The organism is Paraburkholderia silviterrae, assembly GCF_004353915.1.
In the GTDB taxonomy this organism is placed as follows: domain Bacteria; phylum Pseudomonadota; class Gammaproteobacteria; order Burkholderiales; family Burkholderiaceae; genus Paraburkholderia; species Paraburkholderia silviterrae.
In genome coordinates this window covers 84158-109710 of record NZ_SMRP01000003.1, presented here as the reverse complement: position 1 = coordinate 109710, position 25553 = coordinate 84158, and the positions used below count along the sequence as shown (strand labels likewise).

22 protein-coding genes and 1 tRNA gene are annotated in these 25553 nt (G+C 59.5%); 9 read left to right on the top strand and 14 right to left on the bottom strand.

Features of this window, described 5'->3' with window-relative positions:
- The first annotated feature begins 90 nt into the window (after positions 1-90).
- The 6 genes from EYW47_RS07915 (at position 91) to EYW47_RS07890 (ending at position 10067) form a co-directional block, all read left to right on the top strand.
- Positions 91-1749, top strand: coding sequence for an MFS transporter (locus EYW47_RS07915; protein ID WP_133194329.1), 1659 nt, complete (start codon positions 91-93; stop codon positions 1747-1749).
- 148 nt (positions 1750-1897) lie between these two features.
- A tRNA-Met gene (locus EYW47_RS07910) sits at positions 1898-1974 on the top strand.
- 189 nt (positions 1975-2163) lie between these two features.
- Positions 2164-4008, top strand: a complete 1845-nt coding sequence (locus EYW47_RS07905; protein WP_133194328.1) for a site-specific integrase — start codon at positions 2164-2166, stop codon at positions 4006-4008.
- 2370 nt (positions 4009-6378) lie between these two features.
- Positions 6379-8283, top strand: a complete 1905-nt coding sequence (locus tag EYW47_RS07900) for an ATP-dependent nuclease (protein ID WP_133194327.1) — start codon at positions 6379-6381, stop codon at positions 8281-8283.
- A 318-nt stretch (positions 8284-8601) separates the two neighbouring features.
- Positions 8602-9498, top strand: coding sequence for a hypothetical protein (locus tag EYW47_RS07895; protein WP_133194326.1), 897 nt, complete (start codon positions 8602-8604; stop codon positions 9496-9498).
- A complete protein-coding gene (locus EYW47_RS07890; protein WP_133194325.1) occupies positions 9495-10067 on the top strand; it encodes a hypothetical protein in 573 nt (190 codons plus the stop codon). Before EYW47_RS07895 ends, EYW47_RS07890 begins: the two co-directional genes overlap by 4 nt.
- A gap of 610 nt (positions 10068-10677) precedes the next feature.
- On the opposite strand, the gene EYW47_RS07885 is transcribed toward EYW47_RS07890, so the two are convergent.
- From EYW47_RS07885 to EYW47_RS07845, 9 genes are all read right to left on the bottom strand, one after another.
- A complete protein-coding gene (locus tag EYW47_RS07885; RefSeq protein WP_133194324.1) occupies positions 10678-11187 on the bottom strand; it encodes an HAD domain-containing protein in 510 nt (169 codons plus the stop codon).
- A gap of 390 nt (positions 11188-11577) precedes the next feature.
- A complete protein-coding gene (locus tag EYW47_RS07880; RefSeq protein ID WP_133194323.1) occupies positions 11578-11802 on the bottom strand; it encodes a DUF2442 domain-containing protein in 225 nt (74 codons plus the stop codon).
- A 77-nt stretch (positions 11803-11879) separates the two neighbouring features.
- Positions 11880-12314, bottom strand: coding sequence for a hypothetical protein (locus tag EYW47_RS07875; RefSeq protein WP_133194322.1), 435 nt, complete (start codon positions 12312-12314; stop codon positions 11880-11882).
- A 638-nt stretch (positions 12315-12952) separates the two neighbouring features.
- Positions 12953-13633 (bottom strand): hypothetical protein, encoded by a 681-nt coding sequence (locus tag EYW47_RS07870; RefSeq protein ID WP_133194321.1) that lies wholly within the window; start codon positions 13631-13633, stop codon positions 12953-12955.
- 248 nt (positions 13634-13881) lie between these two features.
- Positions 13882-15342 carry a Shedu immune nuclease family protein gene (locus EYW47_RS07865; RefSeq protein WP_133194320.1) on the bottom strand — a complete coding sequence of 487 codons (1461 nt, stop codon included), beginning with the start codon at positions 15340-15342 and terminating at the stop codon, positions 13882-13884.
- 132 nt (positions 15343-15474) lie between these two features.
- Entirely contained in the window at positions 15475-16047 is a 573-nt protein-coding gene (locus EYW47_RS07860) for a PIN domain-containing protein (protein WP_133194319.1), read from the bottom strand.
- Entirely contained in the window at positions 16031-17197 is a 1167-nt protein-coding gene (locus tag EYW47_RS07855; protein WP_133194318.1) for an XRE family transcriptional regulator, read from the bottom strand. The genes EYW47_RS07860 and EYW47_RS07855 overlap by 17 nt, the downstream gene beginning before the upstream one ends.
- Position 17198: 1 nt before the next feature.
- A complete protein-coding gene (locus EYW47_RS07850; protein ID WP_133194317.1) occupies positions 17199-18590 on the bottom strand; it encodes a hypothetical protein in 1392 nt (463 codons plus the stop codon).
- A gap of 2 nt (positions 18591-18592) precedes the next feature.
- The gene (locus EYW47_RS07845; protein WP_113045572.1) at positions 18593-19153 is read right to left on the bottom strand and encodes a hypothetical protein; all 561 of its coding nucleotides are present in this window, start codon (positions 19151-19153) and stop codon (positions 18593-18595) included.
- A 119-nt stretch (positions 19154-19272) separates the two neighbouring features.
- Here EYW47_RS07845 and EYW47_RS41325 point away from each other — a divergent pair, with 119 nt between their 5' ends.
- On the top strand, positions 19273-19512 hold the full coding sequence (locus tag EYW47_RS41325; RefSeq protein WP_133194316.1) for a hypothetical protein: 240 nt from the start codon (positions 19273-19275) through the stop codon (positions 19510-19512).
- A gap of 18 nt (positions 19513-19530) precedes the next feature.
- Here the strand turns inward: EYW47_RS41325 and EYW47_RS07835 are convergent, their stop codons facing one another.
- From EYW47_RS07835 to EYW47_RS07820, 4 genes are all read right to left on the bottom strand, one after another.
- Positions 19531-19866 carry a type II toxin-antitoxin system RelE/ParE family toxin gene (locus EYW47_RS07835; protein ID WP_133194315.1) on the bottom strand — a complete coding sequence of 112 codons (336 nt, stop codon included), beginning with the start codon at positions 19864-19866 and terminating at the stop codon, positions 19531-19533.
- Positions 19863-20129, bottom strand: coding sequence for a YlcI/YnfO family protein (locus EYW47_RS07830; protein ID WP_133194314.1), 267 nt, complete (start codon positions 20127-20129; stop codon positions 19863-19865). The genes EYW47_RS07835 and EYW47_RS07830 overlap by 4 nt, the downstream gene beginning before the upstream one ends.
- Before the next feature lie 99 nt (positions 20130-20228).
- Complete coding sequence (locus EYW47_RS07825; protein ID WP_133194313.1) at positions 20229-21233, bottom strand: sensor domain-containing diguanylate cyclase; 1005 nt, start codon at positions 21231-21233, stop codon at positions 20229-20231.
- A 120-nt stretch (positions 21234-21353) separates the two neighbouring features.
- Positions 21354-22073, bottom strand: a complete 720-nt coding sequence (locus tag EYW47_RS07820; protein ID WP_240763625.1) for a FadR/GntR family transcriptional regulator — start codon at positions 22071-22073, stop codon at positions 21354-21356.
- Positions 22074-22176: 103 nt separating this feature from the next.
- On the opposite strand from EYW47_RS07820, the gene dgoD reads away from it, so the two are divergent.
- Both dgoD and EYW47_RS07810 read left to right on the top strand, forming a co-directional pair.
- On the top strand, positions 22177-23325 hold the full coding sequence (gene dgoD / locus EYW47_RS07815; RefSeq protein WP_133194311.1) for a galactonate dehydratase: 1149 nt from the start codon (positions 22177-22179) through the stop codon (positions 23323-23325).
- A 368-nt stretch (positions 23326-23693) separates the two neighbouring features.
- On the top strand, positions 23694-23993 hold the full coding sequence (locus EYW47_RS07810; RefSeq protein WP_133194310.1) for a hypothetical protein: 300 nt from the start codon (positions 23694-23696) through the stop codon (positions 23991-23993).
- A gap of 104 nt (positions 23994-24097) precedes the next feature.
- Here EYW47_RS07810 and EYW47_RS07805 read toward each other — a convergent pair whose 3' ends face one another.
- Positions 24098-25024 carry a CopD family protein gene (locus EYW47_RS07805; protein WP_133194309.1) on the bottom strand — a complete coding sequence of 309 codons (927 nt, stop codon included), beginning with the start codon at positions 25022-25024 and terminating at the stop codon, positions 24098-24100.
- Between the last annotated feature and the right edge of the window lie 529 nt (positions 25025-25553).

Below are 25553 nucleotides of genomic sequence, written 5' to 3'. Positions count from 1 at the left end.
CCCGTAAGTTTCCATTCCAATAATGCTTCGCAGGGCCGCCTGTCGGGCGGCTCCTACCAGCACGTCGGCATATCAATAATGGAGACACATATGGCAACCGTTGGCGGACAAGTCTCACACACGCCGATGACCAGCGACGAAAAACGCGTGATCTTCGCGTCGTCGCTAGGCACGGTGTTCGAGTGGTACGACTTCTACCTGGCCGGCTCGCTCGCGGCCTACATCAGCAAAAGCTTCTTCTCCGGCGTGAACCCCACCGCGGGCTTCATCTTCACGCTGCTCGGCTTTGCGGCGGGCTTCGCGGTGCGGCCGTTTGGCGCGATCGTCTTCGGGCGCCTCGGCGACCTCGTGGGCCGCAAGCATACGTTCCTCGTCACCATCGTCATCATGGGCCTGTCCACCTTCGTGGTGGGCTTCCTGCCGGGCTACGCGTCGATCGGCATTGCCGCGCCCGTGATCTTCATCGGCATGCGCCTCTTGCAGGGCCTGGCGCTCGGCGGCGAGTACGGCGGCGCGGCCACCTACGTGGCCGAGCATGCCCCGCCCGGACGCCGTGGCTTCTACACCTCGTGGATCCAGACCACGGCAACGCTCGGCCTGTTCCTCTCGCTGCTCGTGATCCTCGGCGTGCGCACGACGGTGGGCGAAGAGCAGTTCGGCGCGTGGGCGTGGCGCATTCCGTTCGTCGCGTCGATCCTGCTGCTCGCGGTTTCGGTGTGGATCCGCCTGCAACTCGACGAATCGCCGGCGTTCAAGCGCATCAAGGCCGAAGGCAAGATCTCGAAGGCGCCGCTCTCCGAAGCGTTCGGCCAATGGATGAACCTCAAGGTCGTGATCCTCGCGCTGATCGGCGTGACGGCGGGCCAGGCCGTGGTCTGGTACACGGGCCAGTTCTACGCGCTGTTCTTCCTCACGCAGACGCTCAAGGTGGACGGCGCGAGCGCCAACATCTTGATCGCGCTGGCGCTCCTGATCGGCACGCCGTTCTTCCTGTTCTTCGGCGCGCTCTCGGACAAGATCGGCCGCAAGCCCATCATCATGGCCGGCTGCCTGATCGCCGCGCTCGCCTACTTCCCGCTCTTCAAGGCGCTCACGCACTTCGCGAACCCGGCGCTCGAAGCCGCAACGGCACGCGCGCCGATCGTGGTGATCGCGAACCCGGACGAATGCTCGTTCCAGTTCAACCCGGTGGGCACCTCGAAGTTCACGAGCTCGTGTGACATCGCCAAGAGCGCGCTCTCGAAGGCGGGCCTGAACTATTCGAACGTGGCCGCGCCGGCAGGCACGCTCGCGCAGATCAAGGTGGGCGACACGACCATCGACACGTTCGACGGCAAGGCGCCTGGTGCGAAGGAGGCGGGTGCGACGTTCGAGAAGACGCTCTCGGGGGCGCTGAAATCGGCGGGCTATCCGCACAAGGCCGACCCGGCGCAGCTCAACTGGCCGATGACCGTGGTGATCCTGACCATCCTCGTGATCTTCGTGACGATGGTCTACGGACCTATCGCGGCGATGCTGGTGGAGATGTTCCCGACACGCATCCGCTATACGTCGATGTCGCTGCCCTATCACATCGGCAACGGCTGGTTCGGCGGCTTCCTGCCCGCGACGGCGTTCGCGATCGTGGCGGCCAAGGGCGATATCTACTCGGGGCTCTGGTATCCGATCATCATCGCGCTCGCAACCTTCGTGATCGGCATGCTGTTCGTGAAGGAAACCAAGGACTCGGATATCTACGCGCAGGATTGATGCCTTTGTCTTTGTAGCCCTCCGCCGGCAGGGGCCTCTGGCTTTGAGTTCTGCCATGCCTCCTCGCTGGTGGGTTCGGAGAATCTTGAAAAAAGATGGCGACAGGGGTTGACAGCCTCAGCTGGCACATACATAATTCGTCTTCTTCGGCGAATTAGCTCAGCCGGTTAGAGCGACGGAATCATAATCCGCAGGTCCGGGGTTCGAATCCCTGATTCGCCACCATCTATTTGAGAAGCCGCTGTCCCGCAAGGTTCAGCGGCTTTTTCTTTGTCTGGCACTTGTCAGAATCTCTCGCAAGTCATTGATTTTAAAAGACTTGTGCGAATTAGCCCCGTTTCCACGCTTTGTTCGACGGTTCGAACCTGGTACAAAGCGCTGGTACAAAGACCCCCGCGCTTTTACCATCCCGCGATGGAAAAAAACGTGGCACGGCTGCCTTATCTACATAAACCGCGAGACCGCAACGGCTGGACCTTTCGCGTCGGCATTCCGCAGCGCTTGCGTCCGTATGCCAATGACCTGCGTGAGTTCAAGCGGACGCTTGGCCCCTCATTTCAAGAGGCGCTGCGGCGCTACCCCTCCATCGCCCACGAGTGGGCCCAGTGGCGCGCCACGCTTGAGCACCAGGCCAGCGCGGCGGACCTGCCGCAGGTGATTGCCGACCATCCGCCCGTCACCTACAAGGCGCTGTCCGCGCGTGAGCACAGGCTGCTGAACTATCTCGTCGACGGCTGGGAGCATCGCTCCCTCGACGCCCACGACATGGACGTGCAGACCATGACCGATGACGAACTCACGGACCATGAGCGCGACCTGAAGGAACGGCAGACAGACCTTCAAGCGGGTCTGCGGCGCATGACGGCACCGGACTGGTGGGTGGAGGAAGTCGAGGAGCACCTCGCGGTCACACTGGGAATCAGGCTGCATCCGGACTGTCCGGACCGACGCGACTTCTTCTTGCGCATGGTCGGCGCCGAACTGAAGGCACTCAAGCTGAGTCTGGAGCGTTTGGCTGGCGCTGCCTACCACGCAACGCCACCCCGCCCGGCCGAGCCACTCGACGACGAGCAATCGGTGTCAGTTGGGCCAACCCTACTTGATGCCTACCGCATCTGGAGCAACCTGCGCACCCGCAGCGGAGGCACGAAGACGGTCAACGAGTATCGCGCGTATGCAGAGAGCTTCGCGCAGTTCGCCCTTCAAGCTCCGCTGGACCGGGCGTCCCTGGCTGCCATCACGACGCAAACAGGCATTGGCCGGCGGTGGCTCGAACATATTGCGTCGGAGCGCGGCGTGCAGCGCCCCACGCTGAAGAAGTACCGCAGCGCGTTGAGCACCTTGTTCACCGTGGCCATTGAAAGAGAGTTGGCGAGCCACAATCCGTTTTCGTTCCGGCTGGATGGCCTGCAGTTGCGCGGCACACAAGCGGAGGAACAGAAGAGCAACAAGAAGAAGCGCAACCCCCTGCCCCAACCGGTCATCGACCAGTATTTTGCAGGCCCGCTGTTCGCCGGCCCCGGCTTCGACAGGCGGCTTGCTCCGGCCGTGGCCTATTGGCTCCCGCTGTTGCTGCGCTTCACTGGTGCCCGACCGCTTGAAATTGCCTACCTGATGCCAGAGGACATCGTGCTATCCGACGACAAGGCGGTGGCACACGAGGCCGGTCATGGCGGGGCCAGTTGGATTTACATTTTTGCCGACGAGCGCGGCGTGGACGGCATCACACGCCCCGTCAAAACCGGCGTCAGCTTGCGGCGCTTCCCGGTGCCCCGCATTCTGCTCGACTTGGGCTTTGCCGATTACGTGCGCAGCGTGCCCCGAGGACAGTGGCTGCTACCCATGCTAGTGTCCTCGGCCAGCCCCGAAAACCGTGCCCGTTACGCACTGAACGCCCTCGGCGACTACCTGCGAACCACGCTCGAAATCGTCGACCCGCAGCTCGTTACCTACAGCTTCAGGCATACCTTCATTGACGAAGCGCGAGAGGCTCGCATCCCGACAGAGGTACGCGACAACCTGGTCGGACACGCGGAAGGTGACAACCGGGCCAAGAATGCCGGAGAAGCCTTCTATGGCGCCCACTGGTATCCCGCCAAGCCTCTGCTGGAGGCCGCTGCCCAGCTCGGTGCCATACATCGCCTGCCGCCCAACTTCCCGACGTGGGCGGAATTCCAGCGCCGGCGGCCGGACTTTTCGAACATCAAGCGCGCATCGAAAGCGCTGCCAAGTCAACGTGGCCGGTCTGCGAGCCCCTGACGACGCAGGAAGACCATCATACGCACCGCGCTCGAATCGAGGGGACAGCCGCCGAGCCCGTCGTCTGAGGGTAGGCATGGGCTCATGCTTGGAAGTATCTGGCCAACCGTTCACTGATGGTGCTGTGTGGGTGGTGAGCCTTACTGTATGAACGCCTTCGACTTGAACGTTCGCATGGCACCGCAGCAAACTGATGAGGAAATCGAGGTCGGCGCACCGCTGGGTGCGCCGCGTAGCCACGGTTGCGCGCTTAGGCATTCCGACGTTACAACCAAACGTCCATTGGCATAGCTACGCTCACCCAAAAATATTGAGAAAAACAGCCAATAACTCCACTTCCCCTCATCGTTTAAAAACCGGGTTCTATAGCTCAATGAGCATCCAACTGAATCGATGCTCCGAACGGAGGAGAGGGGTTGACCCCCGCGCCCGTTTCGAAGCGCCAAGCGGGAAGTCGGGGCGCAGCCTGGGTGTTCAGCTAGAGGGCGACTGGAACGGGATGAGTCCGTTATATAGTCTGGCTGTGCGTGTGCGCATCATCGCGACTCACGCGCCCTGACGCGGTGACACCGGCTCCGAAGCGGCATGTCCAGCAAGGGTAAAGCACGTGGCGCAAAGCTGACCCGCTTTGCCCTTGGGGATGCTTTGCCCTTCCACAGTTCTTCCTCACCAAAACAGCATAAATAAAAGCCTATAAATATAAGAACTTTTGAGGAACTACGACTCATGCACACGCCATCACAAATATGAATGAAGTGAAAGCCCACCAGTTGGTGGGCTTTCGTTTGGCCGTGTGGTTTTTTCGCAGGGCTTGATGCCTGAGAGAGAGCCGGCGGCGGTGAGCCGCCGGCATCCGAATCATGAATCAAGGTAGGGTGCGAAGACCCGCGCTCGGCAACCGAGCATTTGCCTCTCCTTCACTGATGGTTCATCAAGGTGCCACCCCTGATTTCCACCCCACAGCGTTCCTGCCATCCCCGTCCCCGGTGCCACCCGATGAGAGGTTGATAGACAGTGCTGCGGACGGTGGGCGTCTTTTCATCGACGCCCGTTCCCCTTGAGCCCGGTGCCACCCGGGCTCTCGTTCATCACGAGTCTCGTCACGACTCTTCCGACTCGACCGTTGTATACCAACGGCCGGCCGCTCAACCGCACGCTCCAGTTTGCATCTCGGGACTGACCCACCATTGCTGGTGGCCCGACCTTCATCGCGAGCAGTTGTCTTATAGGCGTTGGTTTCCGGGGTAGCCATCTCCCCGGACCGCCGCCCATTTTGCCTTCGTTAGATATGTCGAGCTTGGCGAGCAGACCACCAGTCCCTCACGAACCGTTTTGCTTTCGGGCGCATCCCCCGATTTCACACCCCCGAACCCATTAAGCGGGGTGGTACTCATCGCAACATTCTCGGCTCGTTTCCAGGAATTCCAGGCACTTCAGGCCCTAGCTGGTTCTTACTCTCCCCATGCCCTCGCGGGCACTTACACGCTTTTGCTCTCGGCGAGGCGAAGCACTTCCGGGCGCGACCCCGGTCATCCTTCACTCCCGTGCCAGACTCCTCCACCGATTCCAACTCGGTTTCATGTCCGGCCCTGCAGGCTTCGACCCGTCAACATACTGTTGACCGGCCTCGCGCTGCCCTGCCTGTCTACGTGGGGGCTTTTCGTCGTGCATCTGGGCCTTTTCAGGGGCACCAGGTAGCACGCCGACGGCGGGCTTCAACGGCGCGAAATCGCGCCGCCATACCGCATTCAACAAATCAGGAGCTCGCACCGGATGATGAGTCCGGTGGTCACAGGCATTACGCCCCGGCCGCGCGAAATCGCGCGGACCGTCCGTTTCCGAATCGCACGGGTTATCCGTGGCATTCATCATGAAGTAGAGGCGGGGGATTACTCCCAACGGAAACCGTTGGGGATTACTCCCCGCCCCCCTTCCGGCACGTGACGGGCGCCTTTTTGGGACGCATCACGCGCTGCGGCATCGGTGGCAAACCGATGAGCGCCGGAAGAAATGACGAGATAGTGAGCAAGGTCGGTTGGCGGCCGACCTGCTCACTGCATGACGATGAACGTTGGCAATGGCAGGCGTTGGCAGCGCCTCTGACCTTGTGCGAAGTGTTGGCACAATTCGCAACTGTCCTAGGACGTATAGCAAACAGCCATCTCCAATTCCCACCAGCCCCTACCAACACAACCTCGTCTGATTCGCGCTTTCCAAAAAGCTTTGTCTCAGATGTATTCCCATCCGACCGAGAGGCCGCAGCAAGCTCGCTGCGCCGACCTCAGTTCTCCGGACCGGCATTGTTATGGGCGATACTACGGCAAGCAGTCCGACTGAAGATGTCCTTACCAACAAAAGGGAGAGCCAGCCGTGCGCATTAGGTCCGTCCGCATCAAGAATTTCAGGTCCTTCGAAGACCAAACCGTCGAATTTGACCCGCATACCTGTCTAGTGGGTGCAAACGGTGCTGGAAAGTCCACCGTGCTGTGCGCTTTGAACGTGTTCTTCCGCGAGACCCAAAACGCGTCTACCGACCTCACCGCCCTACAAGCTGAAGATTTCTATTCCAAGAATGTCAAGGAACCAGTTGAGATTACTGTCGAATTCACAGACCTCAGCAAGGACGCTCAAGAGGATTTTTCCGACTACTTCAGGCAGGGCGTGCTCGCGGTCACCGCGAAGGCCACGTATGACGAGAACACGCTAACGGCGCCTGTGAAGCAGTATGGGCAACGACTCGCTATGCCTGCCTTCGCCCCATACTTCAAGGCAATGAACGACGCCGCACCGGCGGCGGAACTGAAGGCCATCTATCAGGGATTGCGGGAACAGTTCAAAGACCTGCCGCAAGCGACCTCCAAGGACGCAATGGCCACCGCTCTCCAAGAATACGAGACCGCTCGTCCCGATGCCTGCGAGCTCATTCCAAGCGAAGACCAGTTCTATGGCATTAGCAAGGGAGCCAACCGACTCGCCAGGCATGTGCAGTGGGTCTACGTTCCGGCCGTCAAGGACGCAAGCGAAGAGCAAGCGGAGGCGAAGAATAGTGCCTTTGGCCGCCTCTTGGCCAGAGCCGTTCGCGGCAAAGTAAACTTTGCCGATGAACTTAAGAGAATTTCCACAGCCGCACAAGAGCAATATCAAAAACTACTCGAGCAAAACCAAACTGCTCTTGATGGAATTACAGAGTCGCTGGAAAAGCGGCTGTCAGAGTGGGCGCACCCAGAAGCTGGATTGAAGGTGCAGTGGCAGCAGGACCCCAAAAAATCGGTACAGGTCGAAGAGCCGCTTGCAGGCGTGCTGGCGCGCGAGGGGAAATTCGAAGGCCAACTTGCGCGTTTCGGCCACGGACTGCAGCGCTCGTTTCTCATCTCGCTTCTGCAGGAATTGGCTGAAAGTGGTGGTGATGGCCCCACTCTAATTCTAGGATGCGAAGAGCCGGAGTTGTACCAGCACCCGCCGCAAGCACGCCATCTTTCGAACGTGCTTCGAACCCTGAGTGCGAAGGGCGCGCAAATTCTCATTACTAGCCACAGCCCCCACTTTGTCTCTGGTGATGCCTTTGAGAACATTCGCTTGGTGCGCCGAGTTCCGGGAACCGCAAGGTCAGTGGTAAGGCAGTATGCCTACGAATCCTATGCATCCGCCTTCGCCGTAGCAAAGGGGCAAAAACCGATGCGCCCGATGGGAGCAATGGCAAAGGTAAGCCAAGTGCTTCAACCGGCTTTGAATGAGATGTTCTTTGCACAGCGATTAGTACTAGTTGAAGGCTGGGAAGACGTCGCTTATATCCACGCATGGCTAAATCTATCGGACCGTTGGAGTCTTTTTAGGGCAAGAGGTGTGCATATCGTACCGGTCCAGGCCAAGCATGCGCTCCTGCAGCCGCTACTCATCGCCAAGGGCCTTGAAATTCCGGTGCTAACCATCTATGACAGCGACACTGGCACCGATAGGCCTGAAGAGCACAAGCGCGACAACTCGGCACTGCTCAGAGCCCTAGGGGGAAATGCGGACCAGCCGTTTCCCGAGGAGACGATTTGGTCCGCAGAATACATCACGTGGTCGTCCAACATGGGAGCCACGGTGCAATCTGAGGTCGATGCGGACGCGTGGGCAAACGCAGGTAACTTCGCGAGCGCAGAATGTGGCATGGCCAAAGATTTGGGGAAAAATTCATTGCACATTGGCGCTCGTCTCGCATGGCTTTGGGATAGGGGGCACAGACCTCCGTCTCTGGAAAAACTGTGCGACGTCGTAGTCAGCTTCGGTTGAAACACAGCGTCAACGCGACATCAGAGCATTTCGAGACTGAGGGAGCCAGCACAATCTGCCTCAGTCCGCACAAATCCTTGCGCATGCCGCACGCCATGTGCGGCACTACCGCACAACTCGCTCGGTAGGTTTGGAGACAAAGCGGCGATTCTGTCGAATCGCGAAAAAATTTCAGGTGGTCAGGCTTTGCGTCTGTCCACCTGAAATTTTTTTAATGGGTTCATAGTCTGCCAACGTCCGCTTGTCTCCAAATCGACCGTCACGGAGGACAGTGCCTATACGAGAGGTATCTGACTACAAAACATCAGGAGCCTCTCAATGACTACAAAGATGGACCCTCTCGACATCGCAGTCCCCCGCAACCAGACCGCTCTTATGCAGCACCTCCAGCTTCTTGCCGGCAGAGAAGGGCATCGAATCTGGTGCGGCGGCGTGATAGGCCGCGAGAAATTGCCCGCATTCGTCGCAAAAATGGCGGCACGTTACCCCATCACGCGCAACACTAGGCAGCGCACTTATGACCGCACAAGGGGTATCGCCGTGACGCACTTCGTGGCCTTCCCTGTGGGCAACGAAGTTCATTGGTGGCTGCTGTCCGATGGTGGTGTCGGCGGACTTGCCGACATGAAGAGTGAAGACGCGCGGGTAGCGCGAGACGCAATGTCAGCTGACGGGCATATCACCTTCCGCGACTATGTGCTGCTCTATGCGACGAAGCGCGAGTGGCGGGAGGTCGAGAGCGCGAAGGCTGGAAAGCGCAAGGGCTTTTACAAGCAGACATCGACCTGGACCTGGAAGCTGCGTGGGGACGTGATACGAGAGCTGCGCCGGAGCATCGAGGACTGCTGCGAAGGTCTGGAATACGGAAGCGAAGGCGGCAACGGCCAAAAACCGTGGGGCTTGCGGGGGTTGCTCGCCTCGATGCGAGCTCGCCCCCTTTTCTCGGCCGTCCGGTCACAGGTCTTGGCACTACATCGGGACGCACTGGAACTATGGAAGCCGCGTCAGGCGCTTTGGTGCGCGCGGCATCCAGCGTTGGCCCAGCAGTATGGGCAGCATGCGGGCGCCCTCACCCCGATTAACGAGCTGCTGGCTACGCGTATGCCGAAGATGCGCCGGATTCGTGTGTTCGACGAACAGCCCATCACATTGCGCGACCTGCTGCCGGCGAACAGCACACCTTCGGCAGCACCGAAAGTGGAGGCGATGCAATGAAGAACACCCTTCACTTCAAGCAGCGAAAGGGGGGCAATACCGTGCAGTTGGTACGCTATAGATATTGTGCAGACCGCAAGCGCAGCATTACCGTCACTGTTGGCTCGATTCCAATCGATGCAGACCCCGACGACGTCCGTCCCTTCCTCCGCCTCGCCAGGACAACGAGGCTACATGGTAGCGATGCCGTCACCGAAAGCCTGACCGACGACGACCTCGTGTTGGTCAGGGCTTGGCTTCTGCGGCATGGCGACCGCCGGGCAGACGAGCGCCGTAAGGCTCGCGATGCCCGTGTTGAACGCGATGTTCTCGAACGCATACGGGGGAGCGGCGACGCTGGCGAAGACCCACTCGCTCATGCCGTCACGCTACTTCCAGCGGCGGGCGAATTGCTTCTCAAGCTTTCCGCTGAATGCCAGGCTCGTGGACAAGACCCATGGCAGCTATTGCGACAGTCCTACCTTAGCGTGCAAGCCGCCACCAAGGAATTCGAAAGGCTGGCCAAGGAGGCGGGCATCACCAAGAAGCGACGCCAGACTGCCGACTCCGAATCGGAGAAATTGAAGTAAAGCTTCGCAGGGAGGCAGCCATGGAATACACGACGAGGCTCGTCAAGGCAGTGGTGCCGACATGAGGCGGCGCAATATCTTGAGGACGATTTCCCAAACCAGGTCGTCCTCACCATATTGAACGGGACCACAATCTCGGAGCGATGCCCCGCTGACCATGACGGTCGCCCACGCAGCGGCGCCGTCCAACTCGATGTTCAATTGTGCCATCGGCGTGGACAATACCCTTGACCGCACTGTTAGCCGCCGAACGCTCACCGTCATTTTCTGGGTCGGCCTTGCTGCCGGGTCCAAAGGTTGGAGTTTCTTGGAGTAGGTCTCGAGAGTCATGAGCATCGCGAGTAGGCACCGCTCGCCGTCTGCCTTTGGGAGCGGGCTGCTTGACTCTACGTCTATTTCGCCGTCGAGTTCAGACGGGACTGATAACTGGACGGACGGATTCACACCCTCATGGCATACCGTTGCCCGCCACCGAACGCAAAGACGATGGGACCTAGCCCTCGGAGCCCGCTGCTGGGTACTCATTTGTGTTCTCTGTCGGTCGTATTTTGACTATCTCGATTGGCACACAGCATCGAAGCCACCGAGACGGCGCCCCTCGCCCAGCTAGTCATCCGAAGGTCTCGCACAAGCGCTGCGCCAATAGGACTTGCACTGCCTGGTCGCCCAGACCAACGCCTTCCTGGCACCGGATGAGCTTCGTCGGGCAACTCTCGAAGCCATCCTTCCTGTCGTCGAGCGCCAACCACTTTCGCAAGTGGTACCGTGCCACGTATCGCAGCACCTGCGCCCCTCTGGTGAGCTGGGAGAACGCTGATGCCGGTGACAACTGACCTTCGTACGTCGACCCGGCCACCCTGGCTCGCAGTGAGTGCAATGGAAGCGCGTCCCGGGCTTGCTGAAAGCCGACGACCGCGACCCAAGCTGTCGACAATACGAGTTCCACATCGGGATGCGGTGCCAAAAGTGCATCCAACACCGGCGCAAACTCGAACAGCGTTGCCCGGGGGGCGCACGGCACGATGCAGCCCTCGGTCACATAGACGTCACTCGCATGCAGAACGTGGTCGTAGTCAAGAAAGAGCACCTTCCGCACTGAGGTACCTTCGGTCTGCCTCATTCCTCGGCTTTCTCGAGCAACTCGTCGGTGACATCCCTGTAGCGGGTTATGTTGTTCATACGACACCAACCGTCCCAAACGTACCCGGCCTCATCTGACAACCCACAGGGTCCGCAGAGATGATATTTTCGACCAGAGCGGGTGATTCCCGTTCGCGTCTTAAGGTCTAGCTCAACGATGGTTGAGCTGGCTCGACCATGGCCGTTGGCTCGTTCGCCTGCAAAATGCAGCGCCCCGGAAGCGGTCCGAAAGATGCACCATTTATAGAGAGAAATTTCCGGCCGCTCGTCTACCGGCGACGCCTCCCAGATTGCCATTGACTCCCCTCTCACGCCTCGAAACAGCTTGGCCCATCTGCATGGATTGCAGCCGAGCTAAGAGCCAGACTACCTAGTCCCGCCCGCGTAGCAATTCGTCGACGTCGATATCTTCGTCGAGTTCGTCCCAGTGCAGCGCTCGACCAGATTTGGAAATTCGAACGCATTGACGCTGAGCAACTGAGGCTCGCGCTAAGCGAGGAAACCGAGCCAACGGCACTTGAAGTTCGCGACCGTCTTGCAGGATTACCGTCAAGCTGCTGTCGTCAACGAGAACTCGGGTGGCCAATGGATTCATGGACTTGATGCGATGACTGCACAGCAATGACGTTCAGGGTGACCACAAGCATGCACGCGTGCGCAAAATCTGGCCCCTTACCGGCCTGCCGCCAAGATATGGGTGTAGCGACGTTGCAGCGCATCCCAGTCCCTATCGAGTTGCCCATCAACGCGCAGAAACCCTTCTGGCGGACCTGACAAGCCGGGAAATCCCAAGCGGTCAAGCACTTGGCTCGCCGACATCACCACAGCCTGCGCCTCCAGCGGATGCAGCCCATTCTCATGCTGGAGCGCAGTTCGTGCGTGGGCCAATGTTGCCATGCGTGCCTGTGGCGTCAGTCGAACGGCGTTCATGACCAGTCGTTTGGCATACCACTCCAACAAGTCCACACGCCATTCCACCTCGCCTGGCAATTCATGGGGTGAGACCACAACGTCCCTGCGCCCCAACCGCACGGAGACCTTCCCTCCGAATCCTGCGAGTACCGCGCGAGTCGTAGCCGGTACGTAGTTCACCAAGGCTTCGCTCAAATCCTCCCTCCTACTCGATGTGGGCCAACCCAACGCTATGGTCCACGCGTGTGTGCCGCCAAGCAACGACTTTCGATTACGAAACCTCCTGGCCATGTCGTAGCGACGCCGGGGGCAAAGGCATACGCGGTGTTTCCCAGTGGCGGAGCGGCACAAGACGGTCCCTATACGTAGTGATTTCGACGTGGGTCGAATCTACTGAGGTCACCATGGAGAGCAACAAGAGGAACCGAGGCGGGCGCCCCGGCGTTACGGTAGACGATGTGAAGCACGCCGTCGCAGCGCTGCGACAGCAAGGACGGCCTATCGGGCCCGTGAACATTAGACTGGAATTGGGGCGCGGCAGTTACGGCACTATCGTGCGCGCTCTGCGGGCACTTGGACTGACGCCTACGCCTAGACCCAAGCGCAAATCGTCACGATAGCGCCTTTCGGCGGCCCCAATGGGGCCGCCTCTCGCTACCGCCTTGCCATCAGCCAAACCCACAATTGGATTGACCAGGAATGGACACGACGAGCACCTCTGCTATGTCATCTTTGGTCATCGGCCTGACGAGGCCAGTCGCAATGCTGCTGCCGTGGGATTTCTGCGCGGAAAATTTTGTCGCCCCTGCGTCCCGATGTTGAAGTGCAGTCCGTTACGACTTGGCCACGAGACCAGCAACCTTGGCAAAGGTTTCGGCAAACCTATCTGACGCGGGCTTCGTCGCCGTCCAGTAAGTCGTCCAACGTATCATTTTGAGGTTCCGGATAAGTGCCGCAATAGCAGACGGCTCGGCATCAAGCATGTAGAGCTTGCGCAACGTCTCCTCTCTCGGTCGCTTACCGTTTGGTAACGGCCTCGCAGCAAGGAGATACACCTTGGTGGCATCGTCGAGGTAGCTCTTGCAGTGAGCGTTAATTGCCTTGCTCTCGCCCTTGATTACAGCGACTTTCGCTTCCAACGGAATAGACGCCGGAATCATCCCATTCAGCTTGCTTAGGAAGTCGAGAAGGACAAAGGCGGGGCCTCCGGCAGCTCCACCTAGGCCGAGTTCCGCTCGAATGGCCTGCTTGTCGCCTTCGGTCAGCCGCACCTTGAAATCGCCCGCGATTTTGTGGTTCCCCAGCAGTTTGAATCTCAGCATCTTCTGGGTATTGGCGAGGAGTATAAACATCTCAAGCGCGCCCCACACTATGCGCCCCGCCGAGTCTGTCGCCATGAACAGCAGAAAGACGAACTTACCCTTGCCTTCTGCGAGTGCAAAGGCAATGGATGGTTCGTGCCGGTTGACCGCCTCCAGGAAAGCTGGGTGCAGCCCTTTGAAGTTGAAGTCCATCGTCAACGCATTGTCCTCTTATAAACGGGAACGGGAGGCATAAACTAGTGCTGATTCACCGCTCCTATATCGGCAGATATTCAAAAAACTTGCGGCGTCTGACAAAGACCACACACCGTTCAACATCCGTCTCCAGCCAGATTTCTGCGCAGAAATAAGGAAGTTTTCGTCTATCAGACGCATCGCCTATCTGAGGTGAGGGAGCAATCACCTGCGGGGCCGCAGCAAAACGCGTAGACCGCCAATCCTTATGCTGCCGGCCGCAGTACCTCGACGAGGTGCTGCAATTTCTGAAGCAACTCGTCAAAGGTGATAACTAGCACAAACCTGAGACTATTCCGGAACAGTTCGAACGACTTCTGCTGTGCCCTGTCGGTGAGGTTTCTTCCTGCGATGACTACCCCATTAATTGCGTAGGCCTCTAACGACAAATCCTGTGAACTTTCCTTTAGTAGGGGCAAGTTCTTTTGCAGATTGTGTGCCTGGTCGAGGACCTGATTAACCGCCCCCGATAGCTCTCGACTCGGCGCATAAACTTTGCTCCGATAAGCTGCCTTTTCGAGTAGTGCAGTTTTCGGCGTTTTAATTTCAACCAGACCAAGGTTGCCGGTTGCGGCGGCCTTCATAGCAAAATCGCTAATCTTGTCACCTGAACCATCGAATTTTCTGCCTCCGACAGAAAATTGTTCACCAACCTTCACCACTGGGAATCCAAACGCGAGCCTTAGAACAAACTGATTGTCACGAAAGAATTCCTGCCAAGCCGCTTCGTTCAACTGCTTCGAAAGCATCTCCTGCATTCTTTCAACTAGCGCTTCTAGGCTAACAATTTCGATTTCGTGCGATAGCGCCAGCAACTGTGCTGCATTTGATTGGTTCAGTTGCTTGCATGCGCTTGTCACAGTGGCGACTACCGCCTGCCGGTCAGCTGCGGACAGCGGAACGTCTTTGGGTGGTGTCGCGCCGAGTGCCTGAACAATAGAATCCTTTCGATATCGAGGACTCTTAATCGGATATTTCTTTGCATCGACAGAATTGAGCAGTGTGTTGCTTACATATGCAACCTTCTCCGAGCTTGCAACCTGCAACGCCTTTTCGTGTGCGCGATTGACTGCCTTTCGCGTTTCATCGAATAGCTTTGCAGAAATCGAATATGTCGAGCCTTTGTAAGTCGGGGACTCGCCTTTCCCCTTGAAAATCTTTAGTGTTTTGACACCGCTAAGTTCTTCAACCGCATCGGTGATGAATCGAAGGTCGTAGTTCAACCCCAACCCGAAATATGGGTCCCGAACAAATCCCGATGGCAAATCTTGGAAAAATTCCTTGATGTCGTCCAGGTTCTGAGGCCAAGTCACGTCATCGTTATCACCGTCGTCATCGTCGAAGGCAAACCAACCGGGGATAGTTCGAAAACCGGAAAACGTAATTGCGCGAAGGCGGTCGTACTTTGGCTGCAAGAAGGACGGGCTTGCTGCGTTCGTATTCAGTGGATAGGTCGAGACTATCTTTTTTTCACCGTCCCCATCAGCCAGCAACAAGGCCCTCTTGGGTGCAACGAATCCGTCAATCCACTGCTTGGCAATGTCGATAGCTTTTTGCGAGGGCTTATATTTGAGCTCCCACCTTGCTGCGTTAAGCTTCTTAAGAATTAGCTCTGCACCGTCCTCTTCGGTTGCAACATTTCCCGTTCGAAAGCGATTTATCGGCATCGTACTTTTTCCTTCTTGTTCATTATTTGAGCAATGTCGGAGATGTTACCTAGGAATACCACCGCAGCCCCCTACAAGCAGCAGTCGAGGTGCCCGGTCGTCTAGCCACAAGCCGCGAACGCCGTGACACGACTATTGCAGGCGTTCAATAGCAAGAACATCGACCAACAATTGCTTCTCATCTTTTGGAACGCCCATTCTGGAATTTTTGCGTGCCGCCGCCACGAGTTCTTGGAGGTATACCGCGTCTTTCCCCAAGCGGACCGTCGCAGAAATTAGTAGCTTCAAGGTGCTCACTGCAGCAACCCGAGGCATGTTGCTCCGAATGTAGGAACGAGCCTTGTTCTCGTCGATGACCACAGATAGCCCCCGCTGTTGAGCTACTACCAATGTCGCGCTCTCCCCCGCGTCTAACCGTTGGCCCAATGGCGCCTGAATGAGGCTCAGAAAGCTTGAATATTCCTCTTCCCCCATTCTCACCCGTTCAATGAACCCGGCATTCTGAAGAGCCTGTAGTTCCTCGGTGTGGCAGAGCCCAGGAATCGGATGCCGAGAAATCTCGCCGAAAACCTTCTCCTCGACAATGCAAGGCAGGTCGAGCGTACTAAAGACCTCAGCAGCAGCACAGCATCCAAGCAGATTAATGAGAACGCTTGCATCCAGAACAAGCTGCCCGTTAGGCATGTGGTCACGAAACCAGCTCAAGCGTCTCCCCCTGTCCGTCCTGATAGCCTTCATCCAATGCTTTTCGCACCGTCAGTAAGTCAAGCTCCAGCATGGATGCAATCTGCTGCTCGGTCAGCAACTCACGCGCATGGGCAGCCGCAGCCAGCAACATCGTGCGTGCAGTGAACCTTGGCGGCTCCGGCGTAAGGCCAAGCTCATCTCTTACTGCTGCTTGATGCTTCAGGCTGAGTCCGTCATCCTTGAGTCGTTCATAGGTGCCCGGTGGCAGCAGTTTGAGAGCCACCATACGTCGAACTAACGCTTCCATTGACACATTGAAGTACAAGGTCATCGTCAGCAACTCGCGCACAGTGAATCGCCCCACAAGCTTTTTTAGTTCAGCAGCCTTCTTGCGCATAGTAGCCGCCGGCATAAGCAAGCAGCTACCGAAGACGTCGCAGAACCGCTCTTCCCTGTCTTCAAATGAATCATCCTCGAAGTGCACGGTGAGTCCCGACTTCCTTAGAACCGCATGGGCAAGCTCATGCGCTGCAGTAACTCGCCGCCTGTAAATCGGATGTTTCAGGTTGACGAGAACAAAGCCGCCAACCTGCTCCGAGAACGCCATAGCTCCGCTGATGCGCGAAGGCAGAGGTCTCTCGAATACCCGAAGGCCAAGCTCCGACTCCAGCAGGGCATTTAGGTCTTGAATAGGACCCATCCCAAGGCCAAGCCTGGCTCGCACGGCCAAAGCAGCATCTTCCGCCTGCTGTTCTATTGGCTCCTCACGCGATAATGGTACAAAGGGGATGTCTACACGAGGTGCTGGCATACCCACCAAGGACTCTAGCTGAACCACCGACGTGGCCAGCCTATTCAGCATCGAAGCTACGAGTCCCTCATCATCTACCCCACCGCGTTGTGGTGCGCTGCTTCGGAACTGGACCTGCATCTCAACCGGCGCAGACCCGTCGTCAAGCAAGTCGATTTCTGAAGCGCCATACAATTCCGCCATGGCGCGCAATTCGTCCATGCTGACCTGACGCTTACCTGCTTCAATGGCTACAACGGTCGTTCTTGCCATGCCGAGTGCATTAGCAGCGGCCTCCTGGGTCAAACGACTAATCGTTCGAGCAGATTTCAGGCGTGCGCCAAGCACTTCGGGTCGAACTTTCAGTTCGAATTCCATTTCAATCCCGTGCGAGTTGTGCCGCCCAAGACGACCTCCCGTTGTACTCCAGGAAGCCTGTCCATTCGCGGCTGTGTTGTTCAAGCATTTGGTCTAGCGCCCCCCGCACTTCGCTTTGCGAGCGCCCCAAATATTCTGCGAGACTGGCCGCCTCCGCAGCGACACGATATCGCGCACCAGCACCAGCAAGGTCAGCTAATCGCTGCATGCTTCGGGCCGCGTTGCGTGCGATGTCATGGTATGCCCCGGGAGTGAGCAGTTTGTCGTCCTCGACCATGGCCTGTTCGAGTGACTTCGCATGTAAGTCGGTCACTTTATAGTCGGTCGTGTCCACGATATTCGCTGCTTGCAATGACATCCGCCGCAGCAAGCAGTTGCCACAGACGCCACAATGCACCTTCTTGCGATTACGATTCGCGTGGCGCGCATCATACGAGCAGGAGGGATGTTCAGCTAGCCACGTTTGACTGTCCGGCTGAACTTGCAACAGTTTCCCGAGCACCTGCCCTTTCGTCTGAAACAGCGCGGGATGAACGAAGGTTACGTCACGCCCGCTCAGATGTTTGAAGAACCGTCCGAGACGCGTCGTGAAACCCGGATGACAGCTCCTGTGTGGAGCCTCTGCCCCTAGTCTGACCAACGAGCCACCCAGGCTACCCTGGCCATTCTCAGGAATAACGACCTCACCGCCACCGGACAACACCGCAGCATAAGCTGCCAGTCCGTCGTACAAGAATGGGCGCGTACGGAAACTCTGTTCGGAGTGACTACGCTCACTCACTCTTGCAGAGACCGGGATTGGGACAAGCCTGTGTTTGGCAAGCCGGCCAATCGACTTCAGCGTGCCCTCCACGCTTCCCGACCGCAAGTGGACGGGAATGACATCCATTTCCGTGTCACCCGTCCGCAGCAGTTGGCTTTGTGCGAAGCTATCCAGTCCATGGCTGAACGGAATAAAAACACGACGCCTGTCAGGCGAGTCGAGAAGCGGTCTTTGCCCAGACTGAGCCGGCTTCCTTTTCCTCTTCACGAAATAAAACTGCCATGCATCGCCAGTTAGATACTGGAGGGCGTCCATCAAAGCCGATGCAACTTCGTCGCGCCTCCAAGTAGCAAGTTCGTAGACCGGCACAGTCAACCGGAGTTGACGCGCCCAACCGTTACCATGCTTGCGGCGGACGGACCTGTCAGCGTACTTGACAGCGCCAAGAAGCACCGTCAGGTCACACGAAAGGGGGCTTACTTCCGTAAAGCAAACCTCGTGCAGCAATCCGGCCTGAATGGCCAACCCCTCACCGAGGGGTACTTGTGAATGATTTCCCTTGATGAGAAACGAACCAGACTCGACGACGGTGACGGTGCCTTCGGTCGGAGGCAAGAAATTATGGTTCACGCTCACAGTCCCAGCGGTAGCTCAGTGGATAAGAGTTCGTCGACGGACTTGTTAGCGCGTTTCGGGGGACGGCTGACTTTGACGGAGAAATCACACAGCGTGAAAGCTCGCTCGAGTACGTTTCGCACTTGCCTCGCCTCATCCAGACTATGGGTCGAGGAAATTCGTGAAACCATGTGCTCCAATTGGTCGCGGGCGTGTAGTTCGCCTACCGCGTTGGTTACCTGATTCCGAAAACTGTCCGACATCCCGTGTATCGCCAGCACCCCAAGCGCAATTTCGCAAGTCGTACGTGCCACGACTGAGAGTGGGCCTTCTTGAATTCGATGCAACGCCAACTGCATCTTCTCCTCGCCGTCATCGAAGAGGTCGACATAACTCTCATTTAGAACATTGTCGACGGCCTGCAGGCCCGTGTCGTCGTTGGTTGCTAGGTCACCTTGCACCGTAGCAACAATCAGAGGCGCGAGCTCCTCTGGAGTCCAGCGGTCTTTCGACAGACGCCGAAGTACTCGCCCCCAAGAGCGAGACAATGGAACCGTCTTGTGCAAGTCGTCGCGCATATCGACTTTCCTCCGACAATGTCAGGGACAGTATAGACGACAAAATGACAATGTCAAACAAACACGAACTCACAGCATGACAATGTCAGATTGGCACAAATGAGTCGGATACGATGCCCATGGCACACCTCAAGGCAGTACGTGGCTTGTCGCGGAATGTCAATTCTGGTACAAAGACCCAGTACAAAGCGCGGAAAGGCGATTTCTCTAAGTCATTGATTAATAATGACTTGCGCACTGAATGTGACTTTCAGGGTCTCCTCCCTGATTCGCCACCAAATGCGAAAGCCGCTGTTCCGCAAGGAACAGCGGCTTTTTCTATTTCAGCGATCCATCAACGCCCGTTCTGGTCTCGTTGATTCAGCTCCGTCATTCGGTCAGTGGTAGTCATCCTCGCGCTGATGACGAACGGCAAGAATCGTGATGTACCGATTCACCTGGTCAGCCGAAGCCGCCTCGCCTGCTGGTTCGCCTTCAATTTCGAACAAGGCGACATAGCCCGAGCCACCAAATGAAATGACCAATTCGCGCAGGAATGGGTTGGCATCGTCAACTTTGCGGCATGTGAATGGAAAACTGCTCAGCAGATCCGCAGCCTTGCGGATAGCTTCGAGCGCGCGTGCCGCCGCCTCCACATCGCGCTGGAGCAAAAATCCATAGAGCCTTTCGAGATCGTCACGCGCGCCGCGTGTGTAGCGGACACGGAAATTCACCCCGCTTTCCTCGCCGCGTTCAGCATGTCTTCAAGCTGGTTGTGCACGTCATCGGCGTCGAAATACTCGTTGTCGCGATGGGCCTGCTCCCGTGCATCGAGCCCTCGCAAGACGAACTCGCGCTGCATTCGGCGACGTGCGACACCCTCCCGCAATGCGGCCTCCATGAATGCGGACAACGATTCATTTTCATGGAGCACGTCTTCGGCGGCCTGGCGCAGTTCGGGGTCAACGCGCAATGGGGGCATGGTTGCAGTCTTCATCGGGCTCTCCGCGCATCACAAATGTAATGCGTATGGTAGCACGCAGGAAGCGCCGATAAATGCCTGCCCGCTGCGGCCACCCGTCCGCAACACGCAGCGCTACAGAACCTTCCTCCCCCGCTTCGCCTCATACATCGCCTGATCGGCGCGATCGATCAGGCCGGTCATCTCCACACCGTCCTCTGGCAGCACCGCGATCCCCACGCTCACGCCCAACTCGATCGGCCGCCCCTCGAACTCGAACGGCTCACGCACCTTCTCCTCGATGCGCCGGCTATGCGCCTCGGCATCCAGACGCGTGCCGATACCGGGGAGGATCATCGCAAATTCATCACCGCCCACGCGCGCAGCCGTATCCACGCGTCGGCAATTCTTCGCGATGCGCGCAGCTGTCTCCTTGATGGCCGCGTCTCCCGCCCGGTGGCCGTAACGGTCGTTGATCGGTTTCAAGCCATCCATGTCGAGATTGAGCACGCCCAGCCCGCCCGCCGAACGCGCCGCCAGATCGACCGACTGGCGCAGACGGTCGTAGAACAGCGCGCGGTTGGGCAAGCCCGTGAGCGCGTCGTGCGTGGCTTGCATGTAAAGCTCGCTCGTCTCGTAGCGCGCGGCATGGAACATCGCGGCCGCGATCAGCCCGGAGATCAGCGAGAGCGCTTCGATATCCTCTTCGCCGAATGCGCCCACTTCGGGCGCCACCACTTTCAGCACGCCCACCGTGGTTTCCAGATGCTTGAGCGGCGTGACGATCATCGAGCGCAGCCCCGCGCGCCGGCACGCTTCGCGATCCACGCGTGGGTCGGTCTCCGAGTCGTCGCAGCGCAGGATTTCGCCGGTGCTCACGCACAGCCCGGAGAGGCTCGTCTCGCGCGCGAGACGCAGCCCCAGCATGTTCTCGACGCTGCCCGAGGCCGCGCGATACACCATCTCGGCGCCTTCGGCGAGCTCGACCGCGGCGCCTTGCGCGCCGGTTAGCTGTTCGGCCCGCTGCGCGACGAAGGCCATCACACCGCCGAGGTCGAGCCCGAGCCGCGCAATGTCGGATTGCGCGCGGATGATTTCAAGCAGCGTTGCGTTATCGAGTCGAGGGGAGCCGTCTTTCATTGCGTCAAACGTTTGCGGAATTTGCCGGACTGCGGTGCGGGATTGAAGTACATGAGGGCGCCGAACAGCGCGGTACTGGCACGACGCCCAAGAGAATAGCAAACCCCGACGTCCTTTCCCTCACCCTTCGATACGCTCGCGCGTCACGCGCAGCAGCGCCGCCATTGCGGCGCTCGCCGCGTGCGCATCGCGTTGGCCGATGGCTTCGAACACCGCCGTGTGATCGGGCAGCGCCGCGTTGAACACGTCCGCGCGCTTCGCGTTCACGCGCAACTGGCCTTCGAGCGTGCGCTCGATCAGCGTGCCGAGTGGCACCAGCAGCTCGTTGCGGCACGCCGCCAGCACGGCCAGGTGAAAGCGCAGGTCGGCGCGCACCCATTCGTCCACGTTGCGCGCTTGCGCCATCGCGCTGTGCGCGTGCTCGAGCCGCTCGAGCGCGTGCGCATCGTGCGCGCTCGCGGCCAGTCCCGCCGCGAACGGTTCAATCATCTCGCGCATTTCCTGGAGCTTGAGCGCGAACGCGAGCGGCGGCGCGACGCGCGCGTACCAGTCGAGCACGTCGGCGTCGAGCAGGTTCCACGCCGCGCGCTCGCGCACCCGCGTGCCCACCTTCGGACGCGATTCCACGAGTCCCTTCGAGGTGAGCGTGCGCAACGCCTCGCGCAACACCGTGCGGCTCACCTCGAAAGCCGCCATGAGTTCGGCCTCGCGGGGCAGTGTTTCGGCGGGCGCGTAGTCGCCGCGCAGGATCGCGCTGCCGAGTTCGAATGCCACCGTGCCATGCAGATCGCGCTGAATCGCCGTTCTCCTGGGTGTTGTGTTCGTCGTAAAAGCCCAGATACTGGGAGCTTCCGCGAAATAGTACTATTAATAGCACTTAAAAGCGATTTTTGCAGTAGCATGGGCTCCTCGACGTGATGCTTCATCGAACAGGAGACACCACATGAAAATCACCCGGCTCGAAACCTTCGTCGTGCCGCCTCGCTGGCTCTTTCTCAAGATCGAAACGGACGAGGGGATCGTCGGCTGGGGCGAGCCTGTTATCGAAGGCCGCGCGCACACGGTTGCGGCCGCCGTCGACGAGCTCGCCGACTATCTGATCGGCAAGGACCCGCTGCTCATCGAAGACCACTGGCAAGTGATGTATCGCGGGGGCTTCTATCGCGGCGGCCCCATCTCGATGAGCGCGATCGCGGGTGTGGACCAGGCGCTCTGGGATATTAAAGGCAAGCATCATGGCGTGCCCGTGCATGCGCTGCTCGGCGGCCAGGTGCGCGAGAAGATCAAGGTCTATTCGTGGATCGGCGGCGACCGTCCGAGCGACGTCGCGAACAACGCGCGCGCCGTGGTCGAGCGCGGCTTCAGGGCCGTCAAGATGAACGGCTCCGAAGAGCTGCAGATCATCGACACCTTCGACAAGGTACAAGGCGTCATCAACAACGTGGCGGCGGTGCGCGAGGCCGTGGGGCCAAACGTCGGCATCGGCGTGGACTTCCATGGCCGCGTGCACAGGCCGATGGCCAAGGTACTCGCGAAGGAGCTCGATCCGTACAAGCTGATGTTCATCGAGGAGCCGGTGCTCTCGGAGAACGTCGAGGCGCTGCGCGACATCGTCAATCAGACGAGCACGCCGATCGCGCTGGGCGAGCGCCTGTACTCGCGCTGGGACTTCAAGCACATCCTCGCGGGCGGCTATGTGGACATCATCCAGCCCGATGCCTCGCACGCGGGCGGCATCACCGAGTGCCGCAAGATCGCCGCCATGGCCGAGGCCTACGACGTCGCGCTCGCGTTGCACTGTCCGCTCGGGCCCATCGCGCTCGCGACCTGCCTGCAGATCGACGCGGTGAGCTACAACGCGTTCATCCAGGAACAGAGCCTCGGCATCCACTACAACAAGGGCAACGATCTGCTCGACTACATCAGGAACCCCGAGGTCTTCAAGTACGAAGACGGCTTCGTGTCGATTCCGCAGGGCCCTGGCCTCGGTATCGAGGTCAACGAGGAGAAGGTGCGCGAGATGGCGAAAACGGGCCATCGCTGGCGCAATCCGGTGTGGCGTCACGAGGACGGCAGCGTTGCCGAGTGGTGATCTCGAAGCGATCGAATTAGCCGGCGTGATCGTGAAAGAGGCACCGCGTTGCATGGCCCCAGCGCGCCGGGGAATCGGCCACGTTTGCAGCCGTGCCATACGCGTTACGTGACACCGTGGCGGCGGTGCGTTTCAGCGCCGTAACGTTTGAGGCCCCTTTACGGCCTGACAGCCGCACCACGCCTTCGAGCGGGTGCAGCGAATGGCGCTTTCGCACATAGCGAAAGCGCCTGCGAAGGCCTGCCGCGCAAGGCGCCGGCGCCCTTCGCGCATCATCCGCACGCAATGTGCGGCGCGACCTGGCCCTCTCTGGCCTGCTCCTTGCTGAAGTCCCTGCGAGCCCCCTACCCCGCCGCAGAGGGATACACATGGACGCGATGCTCCCCGACTATCTGATCCGCGAACAGGCCGCCGTCGGCGCCCTGGTCGTCTTTGGCTTGTTGCGCGTGATCGTGGCCGCCGTCGCGTGTACGCGAGGCTGGCGCATCCTCGTTGTCGAGCAGAGCTTCATCGGCATCGCGGTGCTGTGGTGCGCGCCGCAGCTCGTCGACCTGATCGTGCACCCTGCGTCGGTGCTCGCGCTCGCCGAGCTCGAGGGCAAGGCCATCGGCTGCGCCATCGCCCTCTTCTTCTCGCCCATCCTCAGTCACCGGCTCGGCTACGAGTGACGCTGCGCTCGCGCACGGCGTCACTGCGCGCCAACGCGCGAGCAATGCACAGGCGCGTATCCGATGCACAGGCGCGTGTCGATAGCCGGACTTCGCCCGGCGTTTCAGCCCTGCAACACATAGCCCGGCACACTGTGCCCGAGCACGGCCGCGACGATGAGCACGGCCATCATCACCAGTGCCTCGAGATGCAGCACGTTGACAAAGCGGCGCGCCGCGCCCGTCGACGCCGCGCGGCGCAGCTCGGGCAACACCGCCATGCGGTTGAAGCCGCCCAGCAGCAGGGCCAGCACGACGAGCGCGAGCTTGGCGATCAGCACGTGGCCCCACGTGCTCGATGCGAGCGCGTCGAGCGAGCCGCCGGTGCCACGCACAGCGTTGAACACACCCGTCGCGAGCACGAGTCCCACGGCGAAGAGCGCCACGTTCGCGACCTGCTCCGATGTGCGGATCAGCACGCCGCGCGCCGTCGACGCGCCCAGCGCCGGCAGCACGGCCAGCCCGCCGGCCATCACGATGCCGCTCCATGCGCTCGTGCTCAGCACGTGCAACGTGTGCAGGCCGAGTGCCGCAGAGGCGAATCCGGCATCGGCGGCATGGCCGAGTCCCGCGCGTCCGGCGGCTGTGGCAATGAGCGCGAGCCATAGCACGCCGTCACGCAGCGGACTGGCCGACATCAGCGCCGTGACGAGCACCACCAGCGCGCCCACGAACGCGACGCTCCATGCGTGGCCCACGTGTGTTTGCGCGAGCACCGTCGGCACGACGCCGAACGACCCGGGCAAGGTCCCGCCGCTGATCGACGCGCTTTCGTACAACAGCCAGATTGCGAGCGCGATCACGAGTACGAGCGAGCCCGCCCGCAACGATGTTTGCGCGCGCAGCCATGCGGGCCGCGCAGGCGCGACCGCGCTGCGCGCGTCCTTCTCGAGCCACGCGCCATAGAGCGTCGAGCCCAGCGCAAACGCATAGGCGATGTTCACGAGGGCGGCCATCGCGACCTGCCCGATCCACAGCCAGTCAGCTTTCATCGGACCGCGTCCTCCCGGCGTTCATGACAGACGAGGAGCGGGGCGAGGCTTGCGGCGCGTGCCAGCAGCATCGAAAAGGAAAGTGCAATTGGAGTCATCGAGACGAGTGGCAAGGAAACAACAAGAAAACAAGGTGGAATCGATATCGACGTTGGCGCAATCGCGCAAGCTCGACGCAACCACGTGACGCAACCGTGGCGCAACCGCGCCGGCGTGCTCGCGGGTGCGCCATTTCGCGACGTGCCTGCCTTCGATAGCCGCCGCGCCGATCGGTTCAACTACGCTTGCAACACCCCCGATGCGCATGGCATGCAGTGACGCGCAAGCAGGGTCAATCCCGAGTCACGGATCGGCCAACAGGTGCAGAATCATAACCGGCGACGTTGCGACCCTCTGCCGCAATCGTGTCCGGACAAGCCCGCGTAGGCGGCTCCGTGGCGCACGCGGCAAATAGTCACTATCAGGCCGCGATGATAGAATCGGCTGCGTCGCCGCGGCGCGCACGGTCTTCTGCTTTCATCGCGCGCAG